This is a genomic window from Rhodococcus sp. NPDC057529 (assembly GCF_042802055.1).
Taxonomy (GTDB): Bacteria; Actinomycetota; Actinomycetes; order Mycobacteriales; family Mycobacteriaceae; genus Rhodococcus_F.
This window is the reverse complement of the sequence record NZ_JBHVEY010000022.1, coordinates 21,539-42,848: the sequence shown is the minus strand read 5'-3', so window position 1 is coordinate 42,848 and position 21,310 is coordinate 21,539. Positions and strand designations below refer to the sequence as shown.

Annotated in this window: 17 protein-coding genes and 1 pseudogene; 3 read left to right on the top strand and 15 right to left on the bottom strand. The window is 64.0% G+C overall.

Annotated features, from left to right (window positions below):
• Nucleotides 1–942: 942 nt before the first annotated feature.
• From ACFU5V_RS33205 to ACFU5V_RS33155, 11 genes are all read right to left on the bottom strand, one after another.
• Nucleotides 943–1,830, bottom strand: coding sequence for a PDR/VanB family oxidoreductase (locus tag ACFU5V_RS33205; RefSeq protein ID WP_378704216.1), 888 nt, complete (start codon nt 1,828–1,830; stop codon nt 943–945).
• A gap of 205 nt (nt 1,831–2,035) precedes the next feature.
• Nucleotides 2,036–2,890, bottom strand: a complete 855-nt coding sequence (locus tag ACFU5V_RS33200; RefSeq protein WP_378704214.1) for an NADP-dependent oxidoreductase — start codon at nt 2,888–2,890, stop codon at nt 2,036–2,038.
• Nucleotides 2,891–3,108: 218 nt separating this feature from the next.
• Nucleotides 3,109–3,375: a hypothetical protein gene (locus ACFU5V_RS33195; protein ID WP_378704213.1), complete on the bottom strand. Its 267-nt coding sequence runs from the start codon at nt 3,373–3,375 to the stop codon at nt 3,109–3,111.
• A 129-nt stretch (nt 3,376–3,504) separates the two neighbouring features.
• Nucleotides 3,505–4,854 (bottom strand): FAD-dependent oxidoreductase, encoded by a 1,350-nt coding sequence (locus ACFU5V_RS33190; protein WP_378704212.1) that lies wholly within the window; start codon nt 4,852–4,854, stop codon nt 3,505–3,507.
• Between the two features lie 20 nt (nt 4,855–4,874).
• Nucleotides 4,875–5,228: a ferredoxin gene (fdxA, locus tag ACFU5V_RS33185; protein ID WP_378704210.1), complete on the bottom strand. Its 354-nt coding sequence runs from the start codon at nt 5,226–5,228 to the stop codon at nt 4,875–4,877.
• Between the two features lie 169 nt (nt 5,229–5,397).
• The gene (locus ACFU5V_RS33180) at nt 5,398–6,510 is read right to left on the bottom strand and encodes a Zn-dependent alcohol dehydrogenase (protein ID WP_378704209.1); all 1,113 of its coding nucleotides are present in this window, start codon (nt 6,508–6,510) and stop codon (nt 5,398–5,400) included.
• A gap of 54 nt (nt 6,511–6,564) precedes the next feature.
• Nucleotides 6,565–8,118 (bottom strand): aldehyde dehydrogenase family protein, encoded by a 1,554-nt coding sequence (locus tag ACFU5V_RS33175; RefSeq protein WP_378704207.1) that lies wholly within the window; start codon nt 8,116–8,118, stop codon nt 6,565–6,567.
• Between the two features lie 46 nt (nt 8,119–8,164).
• Entirely contained in the window at nt 8,165–9,364 is a 1,200-nt protein-coding gene (locus ACFU5V_RS33170; protein ID WP_378704206.1) for a cytochrome P450, read from the bottom strand.
• Between the two features lie 520 nt (nt 9,365–9,884).
• Nucleotides 9,885–12,224 (bottom strand): ATP-binding protein, encoded by a 2,340-nt coding sequence (locus tag ACFU5V_RS33165; RefSeq protein WP_378704204.1) that lies wholly within the window; start codon nt 12,222–12,224, stop codon nt 9,885–9,887.
• A gap of 369 nt (nt 12,225–12,593) precedes the next feature.
• Nucleotides 12,594–13,463 (bottom strand): crotonase/enoyl-CoA hydratase family protein, encoded by an 870-nt coding sequence (locus ACFU5V_RS33160; protein ID WP_378704203.1) that lies wholly within the window; start codon nt 13,461–13,463, stop codon nt 12,594–12,596.
• 349 nt (nt 13,464–13,812) lie between these two features.
• Nucleotides 13,813–15,099, bottom strand: coding sequence for an MFS transporter (locus ACFU5V_RS33155; RefSeq protein ID WP_378704202.1), 1,287 nt, complete (start codon nt 15,097–15,099; stop codon nt 13,813–13,815).
• An 837-nt stretch (nt 15,100–15,936) separates the two neighbouring features.
• Between ACFU5V_RS33155 and ACFU5V_RS33150 the strand changes: the two are divergent.
• Nucleotides 15,937–17,129, top strand: a pseudogene (locus ACFU5V_RS33150) (IS110 family transposase).
• A gap of 729 nt (nt 17,130–17,858) precedes the next feature.
• A complete protein-coding gene (locus tag ACFU5V_RS33145) occupies nt 17,859–18,134 on the top strand; it encodes a hypothetical protein (RefSeq protein ID WP_378704201.1) in 276 nt (91 codons plus the stop codon).
• A gap of 37 nt (nt 18,135–18,171) precedes the next feature.
• Here the strand turns inward: ACFU5V_RS33145 and ACFU5V_RS33140 are convergent, their stop codons facing one another.
• Nucleotides 18,172–19,479, bottom strand: a complete 1,308-nt coding sequence (locus ACFU5V_RS33140) for a multidrug effflux MFS transporter (protein ID WP_378704199.1) — start codon at nt 19,477–19,479, stop codon at nt 18,172–18,174.
• Nucleotides 19,480–19,556: 77 nt separating this feature from the next.
• Here ACFU5V_RS33140 and ACFU5V_RS33135 point away from each other — a divergent pair, with 77 nt between their 5' ends.
• Nucleotides 19,557–20,012, top strand: a complete 456-nt coding sequence (locus ACFU5V_RS33135) for a MarR family winged helix-turn-helix transcriptional regulator (protein WP_378704198.1) — start codon at nt 19,557–19,559, stop codon at nt 20,010–20,012.
• 241 nt (nt 20,013–20,253) lie between these two features.
• On the opposite strand, the gene ACFU5V_RS33130 is transcribed toward ACFU5V_RS33135, so the two are convergent.
• The 3 genes from ACFU5V_RS33130 to ACFU5V_RS33120 all read right to left on the bottom strand — a co-directional run bounded on the left by ACFU5V_RS33130 (nt 20,254) and on the right by ACFU5V_RS33120 (nt 21,257).
• Nucleotides 20,254–20,505 carry a hypothetical protein gene (locus ACFU5V_RS33130; protein WP_378704196.1) on the bottom strand — a complete coding sequence of 84 codons (252 nt, stop codon included), beginning with the start codon at nt 20,503–20,505 and terminating at the stop codon, nt 20,254–20,256.
• A 274-nt stretch (nt 20,506–20,779) separates the two neighbouring features.
• The gene (locus ACFU5V_RS33125; RefSeq protein ID WP_378704194.1) at nt 20,780–21,001 is read right to left on the bottom strand and encodes a hypothetical protein; all 222 of its coding nucleotides are present in this window, start codon (nt 20,999–21,001) and stop codon (nt 20,780–20,782) included.
• Nucleotides 21,002–21,014: 13 nt separating this feature from the next.
• Nucleotides 21,015–21,257, bottom strand: a complete 243-nt coding sequence (locus tag ACFU5V_RS33120) for a hypothetical protein (RefSeq protein WP_378704192.1) — start codon at nt 21,255–21,257, stop codon at nt 21,015–21,017.
• Nucleotides 21,258–21,310: the final 53 nt, after the last annotated feature.

Below are 21,310 nucleotides of genomic sequence, written 5' to 3'. Positions count from 1 at the left end.
AAAAAAAAAAAAAAGCAGAAGGAAAAAAAAAAAAAAACCCCCAGCCCAAGCCTGGCGCGGGAGGGGGAGAAAAACCCAGGCAAGAGAAGAAAACCCCCCCCCCCCTCTCTTTCCGCCCCCTCTCCCCGCCGCTGTCTGTCACTGCCAGAGTGGTGCGGGCGGTCGAGCCGCCAACGTCGAGGCCCGGCGCAAAAGCCTACGTATCTGATGTCGGCTCTCGGTGCTCCGCGTGAGCATGACAAGGACGGCTCGACGAGAACTATGGCTGCGCGAGCCGGAGCGGCATGAGAGCAACGCGCGGTGCTGGGCGGAAACCCCGGTGAGGGACGCCGATCTGTTGGCTGAGTCTGTCGCGGTCTGCTTCTGGGAACCCGCTGCGTAATTGCGTCGATCCAAGGACGTGTTCCGGGCGGTCAGTACGAGTGCCCACCGGCCGTGCGGGCGGCGGGTGGGGAAACAAACGGTAGGCACCTGATTCGTTGCCGACGGCGGCTGCTTCAGCGATCACCCTCGGTCATGCCGCCCCAGAGTCCATGTATGTTGTTCGCCCGTCGTCAGGGCATGGTTGCTCGCAAGACACGAGGACCGGGCAGTCCTGACAGATCTTCCGTTCACGCTATTCCCGACGGGCACAGTCGCGGCTGCGTTCACCGTCGGGGCCGAAGAACACCGACGGGTCGCTCCGCCGGCACGCAGCGCGCAGCCTCCAATCGCCGGGTACGGCGGCAACGACTGTGCTTTTCGAAAGCGAGTGCGGGGAATTCATTTTCGGTACCCTCCTCGGATGCGCCGGGGCGTAGGGCGTGCATTCGACGTCAGCGGGGGACGCGTCCCTCGAAAACGCCAGAGGATGCGGGTGGGTGGCATTGTCGGGGCGTGCATCGGAAGCCTGGTCGCGTCAGGTGCAACGCCGATGCGAGAGCTGATGGCCAGTACCTGTCCTCACAGGTCGAGCTGCAACCGAGTGCCGGCTTTCGACCGGGACACACAGATGAACATCGACGAGGCGGATGCCTTCTCGTCATCGGTCATGACCGCGTCCCGGTGGTCCGCAGTGCCCTTCAACACGGCGGTCTGGCATGTACCGCAGACCCCCTCCTCACACGAGGAGAGCGTCGGTAATCCGAGGTCATTCGCCACATCCAGAATCGACCGATCCGGTGGAATCATCGCCGTGACACCGCTCGCCGCGAACTCGACTTCGAATTCGACGTCACCGGCAGAATCGATATCCTGTGCGACGAATTGTTCCACGTGCAGGCTGCCGGCCGGCCAGTGGTCGGATGCTTGCGCGAGGGCATCGAGCAACGGGGCCGGACCGCAGGCGTAGATCAGGGTGTCATCGTGCACCTGCCGGAGATACTTCGCGAAGTCGACCCGACCCTTCGTGTCCTCCGGGACGAGCGTGACGCGGTCACCGTATCGTGCGAGGTCATCGGCGAAAGCCATCGTGTCCAGGGAGCGGCCGCCGTAGACCAAGGACCAGTCGGCGCCTCGCCTCTCTGCTTCGCCGATCATCGGCAGGATCGGCGTGATGCCGATCCCACCGGCAACGAAGATGTACCTCTGCGCGGGAAGCAACGGAAAGCGGTTCCTGGGGGCGCCGACGACCAATTCCGTCCCTGCATGCACCGCGTCATGGATCGCTCGAGAACCTCCGCGGCTCGCGGGCTCCCGCAGCACCGCGATACGCCAGGAACCCGGCGCCGGTTCGGCATCGCTCAGCGAGTACTGACGGGTCACCCCGGCGACCTCGACGTCGATGTGCGCACCCGGCTCCCATGTCGGCACCTGTTCGCCCTCCGGGTGCACCAACCGCAGCGAGACCACGCCTGACGCTTCGACGATTCGTTCCGAAACCCTCAGCCGCACAAAGTCGGCGGGCGCGGTTGCGGGCGCGGTTGCGGGCGCGGGGGTGTGGTCTTGTACTGGTGACGGGTTCATTGCTGGCCTTCTGCGAGATTGGTGAGGTTGATAGGGGGAGGGCTCGGCGAGGTGCACGCGCTAGCGGGTTCCCGGGTGACCGACTAGCCGGTCAGACGACGAGCGTGATGCGGCGTCCCAGCCGGCGGTCGTACTCGCGGTGAGCAGCCTCGATCTCAGAAAATTTGAACGTTGTCGACTCGGGAAGGTCGAGCTCACCAGCGGTGAGGAGTTCGGCGAGTGCGTGCAACATCGCGCCGGACTCGTGAGCGACCACCAGCGTCGCGGCCTCCTTCGACACGCTGTGCGGCGGGCTTCCCGGGACCACGGTCACGTAGTGCCCCCCAGGCCGTAACGCGGCGGACAGATCAATCCCAGCAGCATCGATCACTCCGTCGACGCGGGAGACCGGCAGTGAGCCGATATGTACTTCCTCGGCTACACAGGCAGGCAACAACTCTGCCTGCTCGGCCCGCCGAACCAACGCGTGGGCGCGGTATCCGCGGAGGTGGAGAAGCTGCAGTGCGATACGTCCGACCGCGCCGGCGGCTCCGGAGACAAGAACTTCAGATCCTTGAGCCAACTGCAGAGCGTCGACGGCCTGCATCGCGGTCAAGCCGGGGAGGGGCAACTGGGCCAAGATCGCCGGGTCGACATCTTCGGGGGCACGGGCAAGGGACGCCTCCGGCAGGCAAACGAACTCCGACCATGTCCCGGTACCGGTGACGGCCAACGTCGAGACACCAATTACCTGAGCACCGGGCAGAAACCGGCCGGCCTTCGGACCCGTCTCCTTGACGGTGCCCACCAGGTCGTACCCGAGCGTGAACGGCGCACTTCCCTGACGAGGTGTGATCATCCCGCTACGAATTTTCACGTCCGCGGGGTTGATCGCCGATGCCTCGAGGGCGATGAGTACTTCGCCCTCACCCGGACTGGGAACTGGAATATCTCGCAGCTGGAGCATATCGATGTCCCCAGGAGAATAGAACTGAACAGCGAACATGGTTCATACCTTTTCGTGTGTGAGAACGACGACGATCTCGGGATGTGCCGGAGCGATCGACCTGCGATCTAACCTCGACGCGCGGTCGCATGGCCGTCGCGTCGGTTTACGCGGAAGTTGCCACTTCTGGTTCGCCACGCAGCAATTCGAGGCACGCCGCGATGTCCCATCACCGTAGGTCATTCGCACAGGAGTTCTTTCACCAGGGCGGGATCGCCGCGCCACTTCGCGACCGGGACCAGCACCACGAGCTGGCAGACCCGTTGCACGGCTTCCTCGACTACGTCGCGTTCCTCATTGGTCAAGGCCAACCGACGATACAACCGGGAGAGCTCGCAGCGTACGACCTGGTCGACCTGTGATTCGAGCACCGGCAGGCCGTGCGCATGCGCTTGTTGCGGCAGCTTGATCTCCGGAGCCAGCTCTTCTTCGACAGTGACAGACACCGTCGGCCTCCTTCACATCCGCGAACACTGTTGCTTCACGTCCGGCAGACTTCACATCCCTGATGACCTACGTGTGTACACCGACTGATGGGTCTGTCCGCTGAGCGATCGAATAGGCGACGAGCCCGCTCACCCGGAGGTGAGCACCTCATGCCCGAGCCGACGCAGTGTTTCCCAATCGGGGATCTTCGTTCGATCCTTACCCGACACCCGGCCCCGTTCGATCTCGTCACCGTTGATTCGTAGCCAGCCGTCGTATCCGATCGCCTTGACTCCGCGCGTACGCAGGGCGGCGTCTACGGCATCGGCGGACACGCTGGTGCCCTGTTCGGGACTGGACACGAGGTCCTCCATCACGCTGGCGACGGTTTCGACCGAGTCAACGCGGTTGGTTCCGATCACCCCCGATGGTCCACGCTTGAGCCATCCGGTGACGTACTGGGCCGGGACAACGCGCCCGGCATCATCGACGACCCTGCCGAGCTGATTGGGAATAGTGCCTCGGGCAGAGTCGAACGGCAGGCCGTCGAGGGGAACACTGCGATAGCCGACCGATCTGAGGATGAGCTGGGTGGGAAGAGTGTCGATCTCGCCGGTGCCGTGCACGGTTCCATCCGGCGCGAGTTCAGTGCACTCGATGCGAAGACCGTCGACGTGCTCGTAGCCGAGGATCTCGATCGGATTTCGCCAGAAGTGAAAGTGAATTCGGTGCGTTCGGTCGGTACGCGGTCGGGACGCGAACTCCTCGAGGACCGCGAGGTTGGCGAGGGTGGCCTTGTCGAGGCCCTCGCGTGGTGAGCTGGTGAGCTCGGCGGGATCGACGATGATGTCTGCGTCGGTCAGGTTCCGGAGCTCGCGTAGCTCTTTGGTGGTGAACTTGGCGAATTCCGGTCCACGCCGGCAGATCACGTGGATGTCACGGACGCGACTGTCGCGCAACGTGTCCAGGACATGCGGCGGCATGTCGGTACTGTCGAGCTCTGCGGCAGTTTTCGCGAGGATTCGTGCTACGTCGAGGGCGACATTTCCGGCGCCGATCACGGCGACGGTGTCCTCGCGCAGGGAGAAATCGTTCGGGCTGTCGGGGTGGCCGCTGTACCAGGACACGAAGGCGGTCGCGGAGCGGCTGCCGAGCAGGTCTTCTCCTGCTATTCCGATCGATCGGTCGCGGGATGCGCCGGTTGCGTAGATCGTCGCGGTGTAGTGCGCGTCGAGGAATGGGCGGTCGATATCGGTACCGAATTCGACGTTTCCGAGGAATCGGACCTTGGGATTTTCCAGGATGCGTTGCAGGCTTCCGATGACAGCCTTGATCCGGGGGTGATCTGGTGCAACACCGTATCGGACGAGCCCGTACGGGGCGGGAACGCGGTCGATGATGTCGACCTCGACGTCGACGTCCTGTTGCCGGACCAGCTCGTCAGCGGCGAACAGGCCGGCAGGGCCGGAGCCGATTACTGCTATGCGGGCATTTCTCATGGGAAGGTCCTCAGCGCCGGTCACAGCTGGTTCGACGGGCAAGGCGGCTGGCTAGCCACGAGCGGGGTATCGACACCGACCGGACCGAAATCTCGGGCACCGCCGATCAGTCCGAGTTCGCCGTCACGCCCAGGCAGGACAGAGTAAAAGAAGTCCCGATTGTCGGCGACGTGCGGCTCCTGATCCGGAGGTACTTCGGTTTCGTACGTGATTGCCTCGACCGGACAATTCGGTTCACAGGCCCCGCAGTCGATGCATTCGTCGGGATGGATGTACAACTTGCGGGCACCTTCGTAGATGCAATGAACCGGGCACACTTCCATGCAGCTCTTGTCCATGATGTCCGTGCAGGGGCCCGAGATGACGTAGGCCATTTTCTTTCTCCTTGATGTCGCGCGGTTCTCCACGCGGGTGGGTGCCCGGCGAGGGCAATCGGCGCCCAGGGTCGAGATTGGTGACTTCGAGCCCTGGGCGTCGTCGGCCTCATAAAGGTCGGTCCGTCGATGACGCGCCCGGCCTAGCGGAGAGCTGCGGGGAGTCGGTTCAGTGTTCGTGAACGATGACGCCGCGGATGTTCTTGTGTTGTTCGAGATCTTCGTAACCCTGGTTGACCTGCTCGAGCGAGTAGGTCTGCGTGATGAGCTCATCGAGCTTCACGTGGCCGCTCTGGTACAAGCTCAGCAGCTTCGGGATGTCGTAGACAGGGTTGCAACCACCGTAGAGTGATCCCTGAATTCGCTTGCCCCACAGAGCGAGCTGCACTCCGGACAGTTGAATCGTGTCATCCTCGTACTGGCCCATCGAGGTGATGACGATCGTGCCGCCCTTCGATGTGGCCTCGGCGGCGTCCGAGACCGATTGGGCGGTCAGCTGATCGATGGTGATGATGGTGCTGTCAGCACCCACACCCCACGTCAGTTCCTGCACCAGGGCGAGAGCCTCTTCGGCGGACTCCGCGGTGTGGGTGGCCCCGAAACGTTTGGCGTTCTCCCGCTTGAACGGGACCGGATCGACTGCGATCAGGTGTTGTGCGCCCGCATACGCGGCTCCTTGCACTGCGTTGGTGCCGATGCCGCCGATGCCGTAGACGACGACGGTATCTCCCGCCCGCACGCTCGCCGAGTTGACCGCGGATCCCCAACCAGTGGGGACGCCGCAGCCGACCAAGGCGGCCTTGTCCAGAGGAATCCAATCGTGGATCGGGATCACCGAATTCTCATGGACGGTCGCATACTGGCTGAACGTGCCGACAGTCATCATGGACCCGTAGTCACCGTTCTTGCCTTGGAACGGGAACCGGCCACCAGGCAGGAAGCCTTCGAGTCCGTTGGCACCCATGTCGCACAGCCGGGAGTTGCCGGTCGCGCACCACCTGCACCGACCGCAGACCGGGAAGAACGATGCGACGAAATGATCACCGGGCTTGACGTTCGTGACCTTGGAGCCGACTTCGAGAACCTCTCCGGCGCCTTCGTGACCGAACACCATGGGAGCCCGGAAGGGCAGGTGCCCCTTGACCATGTGCAGGTCGGAGTGACAGAGCCCCGAGTAGTCGTACCGGACGAGAACTTCGTTCTCGTCGGGGGCGACGACTTCGAGTTCTTCGATCTCGAAGGGCTTGCCCGCTTCGTAGAGCACTGCGGCTTTGGTTTTCATGCTTACTCCGTTTCGTTGAACAGCGTCAGGCGCACAGCGCCGAGAGACTACGGGTCAGTCGGACGGCGGAACCGACAGGACCAGGCCGTATGCCCGGTTCTCGAGCTTCGGTTCCAGGCAGATCTGGATCGATTTCTGTTCGGTGTACTCGTCGAGGGCGTGCGCGCTGAGTTCCCGGCCGACGCCGCTCTGCTTGTATCCGCCGAATGGGTATTCCTGGTTGCCCATGTGCCAGTCGTTGATCCACACCGAGCCGGCTTCGAGCTGGCGGGCCACGGCGAGTGCCTGGTTGAGATCTTGGCTCCACACCCCGGCCGACAACCCGTATTCGGTGTCGTTGGCGATCTTGACTGCTTCCTCGATCGAGTCGTAGCGGATCACGGCAAGGACGGGGCCGAACACTTCCTCGCGTGCCACCGTCATGTCGTTGGTGACGTTGGTGAGGATGGTGGGCTCGACCCAGAAGCCGCGCCGGTACGGTTCGCCCGCAGGGACGCCGCCGCCGTAGGCGACCGTGGCCCCGTCGGTCTTTGCCGATTCGATGTAGCCGAGCACCCTGTCGCGCTGTGCGGCATTGATGAGCGGTCCGATGTCGGTATCCGGCTCGAGCGGGTTGCCGATCTTCTGGGTCCGCAGTCGGACGATCATCCGGTCCACGAACTCGTCGTGAAGGGAGGACGGAACCAGCAGTCGAGTTCCCGACTCGCAGGCCTGGCCGGCGTGCATCAAGAAGGCCCAGATCGATCCGTCGACAGCCGTCCGCAAGTCGGCGTCGTCGAGGATGATGTTGGCGCCCTTGCCGCCGAGTTCGAGGGTCACCTTCTTGAGGTTCCCGGCGCCGGCGTGGACGATCTCCTTACCAATCGCGGTGGATCCGGTGAAGGAGACCTTGCGGACGTCCGGGTGGGCGGCGAGTTGAGCTCCCACGACCTCACCGTCACCGGTGACCACGTTGAATACCCCGTCGGGGACACCAGCGGCCTGCAACTCTTTCGCGAGCTCGAGCGCTCCGATGGGGGTCTTCTCGTCCGTCTTGAGCACGACCGAGTTACCCGCGGCCAGGGCCGGCATCACCTTCCACACGGCCAGAGCCGTGGGGAAGTTCCAGGGCACGATTGCCACACAGACGCCGATCGGCTCGCGCCGAACCAAGCCGCCTGAAATAACGGGCCCGACTAGAGGTCCCGGCCGCTCGAACTCATGCTTGCGGAGGATGTCGGCGAAGTACCGGGTGTTGCATACCGGCATGCCGACACTGAATGCGTTGGACAGGTTGAGGGGGGCTCCGCCCTCGCGGGTGCCGAGGGTGGTCAGCTCCTCCGCGCGGGCCTCCAATGCGTCGGCAGCGCGGTCGAGGATCTCAGCCCGCCCACCGGGAGAGATGTTTCGCCAGATCCCCGACTCGAATGTGCGTTTCGCGGCCTGCACCGCGGCGTCGGCGTGCTGTGTTCCGCCCTTGGCCGCGGTGGCGAATACCTCTTCGGTGGCCGGCTCGGTCAGGTCGTACTTTTCATCGCTGTCGACCCATTCGCCGTCGATGAACATCTGGTAGTGCGTCGAGTCGAGGGTGGAGTTGTCGTGAGTGTTTGGTTGCGCCGTGGTTGTCATCGGTCTGTCCGCCTCCGTGTGTTGTTCGCTTGATCCATCGACTCGCTCAGCGCTCCGGACCGAGTTCGAGGAGCAGCTTTTCCGGCCCACGAGTGAACAAACCAACATCCACCGGTTCGAAGCCGTCCGCGAAGCGCAGGTTGGGGTACTTCTCGAACAGTTGGGTGAGTGCGGTTTCCGCTTCGCGCTTCGCGAGAAGGGAACCGACACAGAAATGCCGGCCGAGTGCGAATGCGATGTGGTCGGCCGCGCCGGCGAAGGCGCGATCCATGGCGATGTCCTCGCGGAAGATGTCGAACTTGTCCGGATCTTCGTACCTGCGCTCGTCCCGGTTGGCGGCGCCGTTCACGCACGCGACGACGCTCTTGGCCGGGATGATCCCGCCCGCAACCTCGACGTCCGCAGTGGCTGTGCGGAGAATGATCTGAACGGGAGGGTGGTAGCGCAGGTTCTCCACGAGTGCGTTGGTGGCCAGTGCCGGGTTCGCGCGCACCGCTTCGAGCTGGTCGGGATGCTGCAGCAGGTGCTTGAGGGTGCTGGCGATCGCCTTGTCGGTCGTCTCGCCGCCAGCGATGAGAAGGAGACCGATCAAGGCTTTGATCTGCTCATCGGAGAGCTGTTCACCTTCCAGCTCTGCCTGGCAGAGCCGGGAGATCAGATCGTTTCCCGGGTTTCGGCGCCGTTCGGCGATGATCGGCAAGATGTATGCCGGGTACTCCTGCTGGGTCCGCATGCCCCACGCGTGAATCTCCGGGTCCTGGGTGAGGTTGGCCAGGAACGCCATGAGCGAGGAGTACCACTCGTGAAACTTGGACAGGTCCTCTTTGGGCAGATCCAGCATCTTGACGATGACGTTGATCGGGAACCACTTCGTGAAATTCTCGATGACGTCGACCGGCCCGGAATCGGGCAGGGCCGCGATCATGTCGGTCGCGAGCTGATCGACCTGCGGAAGCAGGGCATCGAGGTAGGTGCCGCGCAGAGCCGGAGTGATCAGCTGCCGGTTGATGGTGTGCTCGCGGCCGGACATCTGGATGACGGTCCGCCCGATTACGGGCTCCATCTGGAAGGCGTAGTTTTCGTTGCTGAAGGCGTCCGAATCGCGGTACACCCGCGCCACGTCGTCGAACCGGCTGACGAAGTAGTAACCGCTGGCTTCGTGGTGGAGCAGGGGGTAGTGGTCGCGCATGATCTTGTAGTACTTGTGCGGGTCCCGGGCGAAATCATCCGAAAGGACGTCCGGCATCACGGGGATACTTGTCGTCACCACATTCTCGCTTCTCTTCGTAGGGGTAAGAGGCGGTCGCGGACCTGAGCGGCGCGTATTTCGCTACCGACGAGTCGTTGTGTTCGATAGCTGACACAAAGTCCGAGCCACCGCCACATCCAGTGATGAGAATCTCAATTACGGGCCGGGTGTGATGGGCGAGATATACCTGTTTCACTACCTGTATTCCGTACGCAGGTATGTCCGTGGAACGTTGAGTCGACCCCTGCTCGCGCCTCCGACCGGAGCAGAGGCCAAGTCACTCACAGGTAATCGCGCGACCAAACCGCAGGACCATCGGTGCGGTGCGGTGGTCGCTGCTGTTGGCTGCCGGAACTAGCCGACCCGAATCACCGGGACCCCGATCTCGTCGTCGCCGGCGGACGCGGCAGGAGTGTCGTCCTGATCGGGAAACCCGAACCACAGTTTCCGGGGCGTGGGCGGCGGCCCGTTCGTGTGACCGCGCCGGGTAGTCGTCCAGTTCGGTGCGTGACAGGTTCTAATCGACGCTCTCATCACGGGCAATCCAGGCGGCCAGCTGCGAGCGGGACCTATGACCGGTCTTCGCGAGGATGCGGTCCACGTGTCCCTCTACGGTGCGGCGCGAGATGACCAACCTCTCCGCGATCTCCTTGTTCGTCAGTCCCTCCGCCACCAGCTTCGCGACGTCCCTCTCGCGCGGTGTGAGTTTCACCTCCGCAGAAGGAGGGGCGGGCGTCGTCGGCTCAGACGTGCGCTTCTGCAAAGCGAATTCGATCGACTCGTGGTGTTCGAGCCCTTCCCCGGCCCGGGATTCTCTTTCGAATACAGCACCACTGAGCAACTGACGAGCGCGCTTTTCGTAACGAGTCCGTGTCCGGACCAACGCGTCGCTTCCGAAGAGCGGAGAGCTCCCCATTTCGCCGCACAGCGTCCGCCCGATCCCCAACAGGCGTGCGCTTCGAACAGGGTTTCCTTCCTCGATCGCGATCCACGCCAGAATCTCGGTGCATACGGATACGCCCAACCAGTCGCACAACGACTGCTTCAGTTCGATCGCTTCCTTCAACGAGTCCGATGCGTGCGCGAACTCGCGCTGGGTCCAGAGGGCAAGTCCGCGCGCCCACAACGCCCACGACGTCGCGAAACGCTCCCCCTGCGACTTGCCCTGGGCGATGGTTCCCTCCGCCGAAGCGATTGATTGTTCCAGGTTTCCGGACAGGCAGTGCACGAAAGCCAGTTGAGCGCCGCCCAGCAGTGTCAGGGAGTTGACCTCACCTGACTCGACGTGATGTTTCATCGCGGCATTGAGAAGATCCAACGCTACGTCGAGATTTCCGTCGATCTGCTCTACGGTGCCCCGGAACTGGAGCGCAAACGCCTGGGCGGTTCGATCACCGATCGATTCCGCAAGGGCGCTGCTTTCGAGCAAATATCGCATGGCGGTGGCGTTGTCGCCTTGAACCATTGCGTACCAACCGATCACCCAGAGCGCTTTCGCTCTCTCCCTGCTCGGTTGCCGGTCGGTCTCCAGGGCGCGGGTCAGCCAGTACCGCCCATCCTGCAGCAGGCCGCTCGCATTCCAGAAGAACCACAGCGAACTCGCCATCCGCAGCCCGGTGCGGGCCTCGCCGGGGGTGGACAGGCTGTACTCCAGCGCTGACCGCAGGTTCGCACGCTCGTGCTGGAGTCGACGGTTCCATTCCAGCTGTCCTGATCCCAGTGACCGACTCTCGCTGAGTTCCGACAAACGCAGGAAGTAATCCCGGTGATTCCTATGCCAGGTTTCCCCGTCGCCCAGCTCGGCAAGTTTCTCGGCCGCGTAATCCTTGATGCTTTCCAGTAATTTATATCGAACCGTGGATCCGGAGTGGGCGGTGACAACGATCGATTTTTCGGCAAGGCTGGAGATGACTTCAAAGGCGTCCGGAACAATTTCCGGATCAGTGCACACGCTTTCGACTGCATCGAAATCGAAACCGCCCGCAAATACCGACAGTCGCGCCCACAGGGTCTGTTCGTCCGGCGAGCACAGATTGAAGCTCCAATCGATGGCGCCCCGCAGCGTTTGATGCCGCACCGGGCCGCCACGGTTTCCTTGAGTCAAAAGATCGAAGAGGGGACCTTCCCGTGACAGGACGCGGTCGAGGGGAAGTGATCTGATCCGAACAGCGGCGAGTTCGATAGCCAAAGGGATGCCGTCCAGCCGCTGGCAGAGACGGGCAACCGCTACGCGGCTCTCGTCATCGACGGTGTATCCAGGGACGACGGACGCAGCACGTTGCTCGAAAAGATCGACCGCCTCGCTGTGGAAGCTCTTACCTTCTCGTCCCTCAACCAACTGCGCGTCGTCCAGAACCGACATGGGCGGGACCTCGAACACGGTTTCACCCAGCACACCGAGAGGCTCCCGACTGGTTGCCAGGATCTGCACGCCGGATGACTGCCGAACAATCTCGGCGGCGACGGTGCCGCAGGCCTCGATCAAGTGCTCGCAGTTGTCCAAAACGATGAGCGCGTGTCTTCCACTGAGGAATTCGAAGAGAGTGTGAATATGGCCCGGACTCGACCCTTCCCGAATGTCGAGCACTTCGGTGATTGCGGTCGTGACAAGTTCAAGATTGGAGATCGAGGCGAGGTCCACAAACCAGATGCCATCGGTGTAGCTCCTGCGTACTTCCGAGGCCACACGGCAAGCCAACCGGGTCTTTCCTACCCCACCGAATCCGGTGAGCGTCACTATCCGAGAGCCCGACAGACACGTCTTGATCGCGGCTACTTCATTTCGGCGTCCGACGAAACTCGTCACTTCGCACGAAAACCCGTGGGCGTTTGGAACGAGTTGGTTATCCGCCGCCATCACATTCTCCTTGGAGCATGGTCATCGGTATCTTCGGCGCAGCGCTCCGCAAGACCGAACAATTCATGCGTGATGATTGAGTTCTGATCAAGTTGCTGTCGGGGCGCGCAATGCGAATAAGCATCTGACGCGACCTGGTTGCTCCGGCGTCACGACAGTCAGCGAAGCCCGGCCGGTGGCGGTCAGGAAATTCGAGTCCAGAAGTGGCTGTGCAGTCGGAGCGGGGCCAACCAGGGTTGCCGGCATACTCCGCACGAATGCCATCCGCGCATTTCCCTCTCAACCCTCGGCGATACAACAATCGCTCCATGTGTAACCAGTATCACACCATCCATCCGCCTACAGACGCCGGGTCTGAAGGGTCTCGCCTCAAATCCACTCTTGGTAGAACGGAGGCATTTCCGATGCCTGCCCATTGAAGCGCGGTTCGCGCTTCTCGAGGAAAGCGTGTACGCCCTCATCGCCGTCACCGAGGCTTGTGTAAAACATGGCCAGCGAATCGACCCGGTGCGCCTCGACGGGGTGCGGCGCAGCGGAGTTCCGGTAGAGCATCTGACGCATGAGTGCGACGGACACCGGGGATCGCTCCCGCGTCCATGAGTTCGCCAGCGCCCGCGCCTCGGTGAGAAGTGCGTCGGGTTCGTATACGGCCTGTGCGAGCCCGGTCTCACATGTGGTGTCCGGGTCGAGGATGTCGGCGCGATATACCAGGTCCAACGCGGTGGGCATACCGACGATCCGGGGAAGGAACCACGTCGAACACGCCTCCGGGACGATACCCAGTCTTCCGAAGGCCAGACCGAACCGAGCCTGAGTCGACATGAGGCGCGCGTCCATGGCCAGCGTCATCGTCGCGCCGATCCCGACGGCTGCACCGTTGATCGCGGCGATCACCGGCTTGCGGCACTGGTAGATCGCGAGTGTCACCCGGCCGCCCGTGTCACGGACGCGACGCAACTCCGGCTCGTCGAGGTCGGCCATGTCGCCCAGTGACGGCGTCTTCGACCCGTCGAGCCCGAACACGTTGCCCTCGCTCGACAGGTCCATGCCGGCGCAGAATGCGCGACCCTCGCCGGTGACGATCACCGCCCGCACGGAATCGTCGTCATTGACGGCAACGAAGGTGCGTTCGAGCTCGTCGGCCATTTCGACGGTGAAGGCATTGAGTTTCTCCGGTCGATCGAGGACGACGGTGAGGATTCCGTCCTCGACCTCGTGTCGGATCGTGGTGAATTGCATGTCCGCTCCTCAGTGCTTGGTCAGCCGCCGAGGTTGTCGTTCAGCCCGCGGATGGCCGACTCGGCGCCCACAAAAGGCGTCCGAAGTAATTGTCGTGCAGGGCGTCCCTGCGTCGATGAGGCCCTGCGTTTTGCCGACCGCTATGGGTGAATCGACGCCTGTTCGACGATGCCGTTTTACTCCGTCGAACACCGATGGCCCCGGTCCCCGCTAAAAGGCGGGGGCCGGGCACATCGGTTCGTACTGTGGCTCAACTGATCAGTTCGATGAGGGTGGCACTGGCAGTGCCCGCGCTCACACATCGACTGCAGTCCGTATGCGGTACGTCTCCATTCACCTATGGAATAGCTCATCGACTGGTCTGCAGACTGTGAACTTCGCTGGACTGCTGAGGCTTCCGGGAGAGGCTGAGCAGGGAAACGGCCGTCAGAAGGGCGAGGATCAGAAGCACCACGACCGAGAAGTACAGGCTACGGATCGATATGAAGGACAGGGCATAGCCGGCGAGGATGGGTGCGATGATCGCACCGACTCGTGCCACTCCGATCATCGTGCCCATGCCGCGTGTTCGCGCAAGCACCGGATAAACCAGCGTGCTCGTCACCGTGGCCGCCATCGCTCCGTACACGGTGAGCCCCATGACGGCAGCCATCATGAGCGCGAACACCCCATTGAGCGTGGACGCGAATCCGATCAACGACACCACTGCGACGACCGACCCGGCCACGACGTACCGAGGCGGTGAGAGCTTATGTCCGACGATCGCGTACAACGCGGCCCCGGCCAATGTGCCGAACGAGATCATGAGACCGGCAAGTGCTCCTTCTGCCTTGTCGGATGTCGCATCCGTAATCAGCTTGGGTGTCCACGAACTGATGAAGTAGAAGGACGCCGACAACGCGGTGTAGGTGGTCCAGAGCAGCAAGGTCAGTGTCCTGAGTTCGCGTCCAAGCAACCGGACGGTCGCGGGAGTCTTGCGCACCTCGTCTTCGTCGGCCTGAACCACCGGCGCGTCGTCTTCCAACCCGAGACGACTCTGCGTGACGGCCGCCTTCCGCAACGATTCTGGGTCGCCCTTACTGAGGAGGAAGACGGTCGATTCCGGCATGAACGTGACCGTGGCGATCAGCGCGATGACGCACAGGACCAGCCCTACCCAGAACATTCCCTGCCAGGACCCCCCGACCGCAGCGAGGAGCGCCGCACCGGCGAAGCCAGCGATGGTACTGCCTAGCGGATATCCGCACATCACGGTGCCGACCGCAAAGCTTCGCCAGGCCCGGGGGACCACTTCGGGCGCGAGGACCACGACGACGGTCGCGATCGTTCCGACCGCGATCCCCGTAATGACGCGTGAGCCGAGGAGAACCCAATAGTTCGGCGCCAGAGCGGAAACGGTCAGACCCACAGCGTTGAGGGTGAGTCCCGCCACCAGTACGAGACGACGACCGTATCGGTCTGCCAGCGGCGCAAAAGCAACGGACCCGATGCCCATTCCCGCCAACGCGGCACTGATCAGGTAGCCCTGCATGGAGCTGGAGGCGAAGTCATCCGGGAAGTACGGGATCGCGAATCCCATGATGAAGATGTCGTAGCCGTCCAGCGCGTTGAGAAGCGCGCACAGCAGGACGATCATTACCTGGAACCTGTGTAGTGGCGGTCGTTTGATTTGTGGTTCGGCAGCCATGGCGACCCTTTCGTAGGTGCTGACGGACGGTGATCGAGGCGTCGGCGGGCACGGGGCGCAATGAGTCCGCGGCCGAGCCGGCGCTAGCACTGGCCCACGCGAGCCTCGACAGTGCTGAGACTCGTGTGGGCCGACCAATGGGGCGCAGTTCAGTTCTCTCATCGATGAAGGTCGCCGAATCAAGAAGTCATTGGGTCGTTATTGAATCGAGCAACCGATTCAATAATCGAAAGTGTAGGTTCACGGGGAACGTGAGTCAAGACACATTTCGCGAAGGTTCTGGGTGGTGGGCATAAGGAGGCGAACAGCACAATAACCCAACTCACCAGCGAAAAATCCCCTAATCATTTCGATACGTGAGAGCTGGCAGAAGGGGTTCACTGCTACCCGATCGGCAGCTGCTGACTTGCCTACGGCGTGGTCGCCAAGTCCCGCACTGTGGGCGAATCCAATTTAGTGCAGCGACCACAACCCCAGCGACGGTGTCCGTCACTCGACCTCCGCGGCCGATAGCATCGTCGGTGGCTATTGCCCCGATCTTCCGCTAACCCGTTACGTTATTTATGGTCCTTCGCAGAAGGGCTACGGTCGCCAGACCCGGTATGACTCGTTGCCCCTGTCTCTCGCATGATCCGGGGGGTGGTGTCGCCGGGTGTGGTGGCGTCGACGGACCGCTGATAGGGACACGGCCAACCGAAATTGTGTAGGTCTCTTTGCAGGCGTGGGTGCCGGGCGTCGATGCCGGATCGGCGACCGGCCGACCGAGACACAAGGGACGACCCCTGAATGGACTCGAACTATGCGGTGTACTGCGGAATCGACGTCGGCAAAGGTGAGCACCACGCCGTCGGACTGACCGCCGCCGGAAAGAAGATCTACGACAAGGCGTTGCCGAACGACGAGACGAAGCTGCGGGCGGTCTTCGACCGCCTGGCCACCCACGGATCGGTGCTGGTGGTCGTCGACCAACCCAATACCATCGGCGCCCTACCGGTCACCGTGGCCCGCGCCTGCAGCCACGACGTCGGCTACCTGCCCGGACTGGCGATGCGCCGCATCGCCGACCTGTACCCCGGACAGGCGAAAACCGATGCCCGAGACGCGTTCATCATTGCCGATACCGCCCGCACCATGCCGCACACCCTGCGCCGGGTCGATACCGGCGACGAGGCCCTCGCCGAACTCGAGGTCCTCGTCGGATGCGACGACGACCTTGCCGGCGAGGCCACCCGGGTCAGCAACCGCATCCGCGGTCTGCTCACCTCCATCCACCCCGCCCTCGAGCGGGTCCTCGGCCCCCGCATCGCCCATCCGGCGGTGCTCGAGGTCCTCTCCCGCTGCGGCGGGCCGGCCGGAATCCGGCAGGCCGGCAAGCGCAAGCTCACCGCGATCGCGGTCAAGCACGCACCCCGCATGGGCGCCCGGTTGGCCACCGACATCCTTGCCGCCCTCGATGAGCAGACCGTGGTGGTGCCCGGCACCGCGGCCGCCGAAACCGTTCTCCCCAAACTCGCGGATTCACTGAAAGAGACTCTGTTACAACGCAAAGCGGTCGCCGCGGACGTGGAGAGGGCCCTCGATGAACACCCTCTTTCCCGGGTCCTGACCTCGATGCCCGGCATCGGCGTCTTCGGCAGCGGCCCGGATCCTGATCGAGGTCGGCGACGGCTCCGCCTTCCCCTCCGCCGCCCACCTGGCGGCCTACGCCGGCATCGCACCGGTCACCCGAAAATCAGGCTCATCGATACGTGGTGAGCACCCCGCCCGCTCCGGCAACAAAAAACTCAAACGAGCGCTGTTCCTGTCCGCGTTCTCCGCCCTCCACGACCCCACCAGTCGCACCTACTACGACAAAAGCGTGCCGAGAAGTGAAGCACAACGCGGCCCTGATCTGCCTCGCCCGACGCCGCTGCGACGTCCTCTATGCCATGCTGAAAAACAAGGAACTTTACCGGGAGCCGCTCCCCTCAGCGGCTTGACAGGAACCATAGGGACACCCCCCGTGTCCACCGTTCGGGAACCTCAGGTGACCGTCCTGGTCGACGCCACCGGCGCCCGCGCCGCCAAGGTGCACTCCGGCCCGGACACCGAGGCCGCCGCGGGAGCCATCGGCTGTGGGTGCTCGGCGCGGGTGGTTGGCGAGGGCGGTGCGGTGGTGGCCGCCGAGCGGGGTGCGAGTGCTCAGGTGTCGAAGGTGCGGCCGAGGTCGCGGCGCAGGGCATCGTGGATGATTCCGATCAGGTGCGGGTCGACGTGGTGAGCAACGGTGGTGGTCATGGTGAGTGCTCCTGGGCTGCGGTGCCGTTCTGGGCGACGCCCCGTGCGGGGTGCAGGAAGAAGTGTGGCGGGTCGGCTCGACCTGGTGAGAAGCACTCTCGACCTGGTGAGAAGTACTGGAGTACTCCTCCTGCCGGTGGGTACTCCGCGCGGGTACTCCACCGGTGACGGGTTACGCGCGCGGGAGGTGTCACCCGCCGCGCTGACCGCATAGCCACCTCACGAGAATCACGCGACGGCGTCGCACACCACGCGCAGGGACTTGACCAGTCGCTCGTCTGATGTGGGCGGTGTCCGGTGAATCGGCCTCGAGTGCGATCGGTGCGATTCTAGGATTCACCCATGGGTGCGGCGTGGCCGCTGATCGGGCGGGAAGAGGAACTGCGGTTCGTCGAACGTGCCATGCGCCGGACAGATGGATCACGGGGATTGTGGCCGCGGCCGCGGCGGGCGTGGGCAAGACGCGACTCGCACGGGAGACGTTGTCGTCGGCTCCGCGCCGCGGAGCGCAGAACAGGCGGATTCCGGCGACGGCGTCCGCGAGGGCACTACCGCTCGGCGCGTTCGCGGGCGTGCTGAACGTGACGGGCCAGAACCGGTCACGGGTAATGCAGCGGGCCCCGTCCGCGTTGGTGGACGGGGCGGGCAGTGCCGGAGTGGTGGTCGCGGTCGATGATGCGCACCTGCTCGATGATCTGTCGCCCTGAAATTGTGTCTTTGGTGGTGCGGGAGTTCGGGGAGGCTTTATGCGGTGCGTGCGGCGGGGCGTTGTCTGGTCAGGGTGAGTGCGGCCGAGCCGATGACTGCGCTGATGATCATGGCGAGCGCCATGGGCACGGCCGTGTGCTCGCCGCCGATGCCTACGAGGGGGGAGATCGCGGCGGCGAGCAGGAACTGCAGCGCTCCGAGGACGGCCGAGCCGGTACCAGCCGCCTGTCGTGCCTCGCCGAGGGCCAAGGTGGTGGCGTTGGCGATGACCAGGCCGAGGCTGCCCATGGTGGCCCACAGTGCGATCAGGGTGATCCACAGGACGGGTCCGGCGAGGCTGTTGATCAGCATCACGACGGCGAACACGGCCAGCAGCGTCAGGCCGATCCGCAGGGTGGCGCGGTCGCCGAAGCGGGCGACCACGGCACCGTTGGCAACGCTGAAGAGGACCAGGCCCAGTGCGTTGGCGGTGAACGCGACGCTGTACCAGGCGGTCGACAGCCCGTGGACGGTTTGCAGGACGAACGGTGACGCGGAGATGTAGGCGAACATGACGCCGAACGCGAACGCGTACACCAGGGTGTACCCGACGTACCGGCGGTTGCGGAGGACGGTGCGGGCGTCACGCAGCATCGCGACGGTGCCCTCGGCGGTGCGTCGTTCCCGGGGGTGGGTTTCGGCCACCACCGTCAGCACGCATACGAACATCAGCGCGGACAGCACGGTCAGGACCCAGAACACCCCGCGCCATCCGAAGCCGGTGACGACCGCGCCGCCGAGCAGCGGGGCGAGGACCGGGGCGATGGCGTTGATGACGACCAGCAGGCCGAACAGCTTCGCGGCGGCGCCGCCGCGGGCGAGGTCGCTGATCACGGCGCGGCCCAGCACGATGCCCGCCGCCCCGGCGAAGCCCTGTACGAATCGTGCGCCGGCCAGAAGTTCGATGCTGGGGGCGAGCGCGCACGCCGCACTGAACGCTGCGCAGGCCAGGGTGCCGATGAGCAGCAGCGGCCGCCGACCGTACCGGTCCGAGAGCGGCCCGAACACCAGCTGCCCCAGGGCGAGACCGACCAGGAAGGTCGTCAGGGTCAACTGCACTGCGGACGCGCTGGTGTCGAACTCGACCGCCATGGCGGGGAACGCCGGCAGGTACATGTCGATTGCCAACGGTGCCACCGCGGCCAGCAGCGCCAGCGTGGCGACCAACTTGGCCGGGAGACGGGGCGATCGATCCGCGCGCAGGTTCGCGTTCGGCGGCGCGACGCGTGCCTGGCCCGGGGGAGTGCGGAATTCCCCGTCCGTATCGTGCACTGCGCTGCCGTATTCGTGTGAGTTCTGGTTCACATCGACCTTCCAGTTTCGCAAAGGTATATCTAGAAGTATATCTATTATTAGATATATAGTAAGGGTAAGCTGGCGTGGTGTCCAAAGCCGCGCCGATAGTCGATGCCGATGTCCAACGTTTGGCCCACACCGCGCGCTCCCTGGTGTGGGCCCTGCGCCGGTTCGGGGAGCGAGAGGCCGGCCTGACGCGGCTTCCGCAGTCGGAGATCGAAGTGCTCCGCGCCGTGGAGGAACGCCCCGGATGCACCGTGTCCGACGTTGCTCGGTCCCTGGGTCTGCAGAGCAGCAACGTGAGCACCACCGTGCGCAGCCTGGTGGACCGCGGTCTGCTCGAGAAGCGGGCCGACCCCGGCGACCGTCGCTCGCACCGGCTGCATCAGACGGCCGTGGCCCAGCGCAACAACCGTGTGATCGACGAGATGTGGATCCGGGGAGTTCGACGCCTTCTGGACGGGATGAGTCCCACGGACGCCGCCAAGCTCGCCGAGGCTGTTCCGTTATTGGCGCGCCTGGGCGCCATGCCGGAGGACTGAAAGCACTGTCAGGTTGATTGGAAGTAGAGCGGCGCAGCCGGGTGTGTGCGGGGGTTGGTGCGGCCCGGCGGCCTCGCCGACCTCGAGGCAACTGCGGCGAGGTCAGGTTCTCGGACGGTTCGGTTCATCGACGATGTGCGGCGTGCAGGTTGTCAGTTTCAGAAGACGACTGCACGTCGTCACTACTCGACTGCACCCGTCCAGCCGTTGTCGTCGAGGGAGATTGAGGTCCGGTGTTCGTTCACTGCGTTGAGTTCCTGCGGCAACGTTGTCGGTCACGGTACTCGTGCAGCCGGACCACCCCCGACTGCTCGTGGTCCACGATCAGCAAACTCTCGTCCCGGAGCACCCGGGCGGCGATACGATCGCACCGATAGGCGAACACCCCGACGTGTTCGGAAGCGGTGACGTCCTCCGCAAGCCGCAATGGAAGGCGCGCAATCCGGTAGCCGAGTCTCAGCGCGCTCAGCGGTAGCGACGTCATCGTCGTCATTTGACGATGTTAGGCCGGTGCTCCATCCAATGGACGAATCTTCCCGCGGGTGGCCCGGACGGCGGGGAAGGGGTAGCAGGGCACGCACGTACCGCGCTTCGACGATGTGTGACGCGCTGGAACACCTGTTGTGCGCGTCGGGTCCAGGTGCGCCGTCAGGTTCGACCGCCTCGAATTAGACCTCGACGAAATCTGCGACGAACTCGCCACCACCAAAGCTGATCTCGCGACCGCCCCAGCGCAAGCAGCCGCCGCCCGTGAACGAGCCGAAGAACTACGTGCCGATCTCGCCGACACTCGCAGCCGCGCATAGAAGAATGGTGCGAACTCTGACCGACCGACTGACCGTCGCCGCGGCGGCTGCGGACGCACGGTCCGCTTCCCTGGGGACCAGGGCGATCTCGTTCTCACGCTCGGCGACCCGGGTACGCAGGGATTCGACGAGGCGATGCTGCTCGGCCTTCTCCTCGTCGTGGGTGGCCGTCAAGGCGCGCACCGTCTCAGCATGCTCACGCCGGGCGTTGACCAACTCCGCAGCGGACTCCTCCGCTGTCCGCTCGACGGCTTGGGCGGCGGTCGTCGGCGTTGGTTCGGTCGTCGAGCACTGTATCGAGTTGGCCGCGGAGCTGCTCGAGCTCGGCGCCGGCGTCGGCTCGCACCTCGTCCGCGGCCACCTGGGTGCGGCGCAGGGTGCGCATCGATGGCGGCGGGATCTCCGAGATGGTCGACGGCGCCGGTGATCCGGGTGGCAATTGCGGAAAGCTTCGCTACGGCGTCACCGGTTTCCTGCCGCAGCAACGGCAGG

Bases quoted from the DNA above. Each gene is read 5' to 3' on its own strand.
- ACFU5V_RS33200 (WP_378704214.1), bottom strand. From the start codon at position 2,890: ATGCTCCAGCTGCGAGATATTCCAGTTCCCAGTCCGGGTGAGGGCGAA.
- ACFU5V_RS33190 (WP_378704212.1), bottom strand. From the start codon at position 4,854: ATGAGAAATGCCCGCATAGCAGTAATCGGCTCCGGCCCTGCCGGCCTG.
- fdxA (WP_378704210.1), bottom strand. From the start codon at position 5,228: ATGGCCTACGTCATCTCGGGCCCCTGCACGGACATCATGGACAAGAGC.
- ACFU5V_RS33180 (WP_378704209.1), bottom strand. From the start codon at position 6,510: ATGAAAACCAAAGCCGCAGTGCTCTACGAAGCGGGCAAGCCCTTCGAG.
- ACFU5V_RS33175 (WP_378704207.1), bottom strand. From the start codon at position 8,118: ATGACAACCACGGCGCAACCAAACACTCACGACAACTCCACCCTCGAC.
- ACFU5V_RS33170 (WP_378704206.1), bottom strand. From the start codon at position 9,364: ATGCCGGACGTCCTTTCGGATGATTTCGCCCGGGACCCGCACAAGTAC.
- ACFU5V_RS33165 (WP_378704204.1), bottom strand. From the start codon at position 12,224: ATGGCGGCGGATAACCAACTCGTTCCAAACGCCCACGGGTTTTCGTGC.
- ACFU5V_RS33160 (WP_378704203.1), bottom strand. From the start codon at position 13,463: ATGCAATTCACCACGATCCGACACGAGGTCGAGGACGGAATCCTCACC.
- ACFU5V_RS33155 (WP_378704202.1), bottom strand. From the start codon at position 15,099: ATGATCGTCCTGCTGTGCGCGCTTCTCAACGCGCTGGACGGCTACGAC.
- ACFU5V_RS33130 (WP_378704196.1), bottom strand. From the start codon at position 20,505: ATGACGACGATGACGTCGCTACCGCTGAGCGCGCTGAGACTCGGCTAC.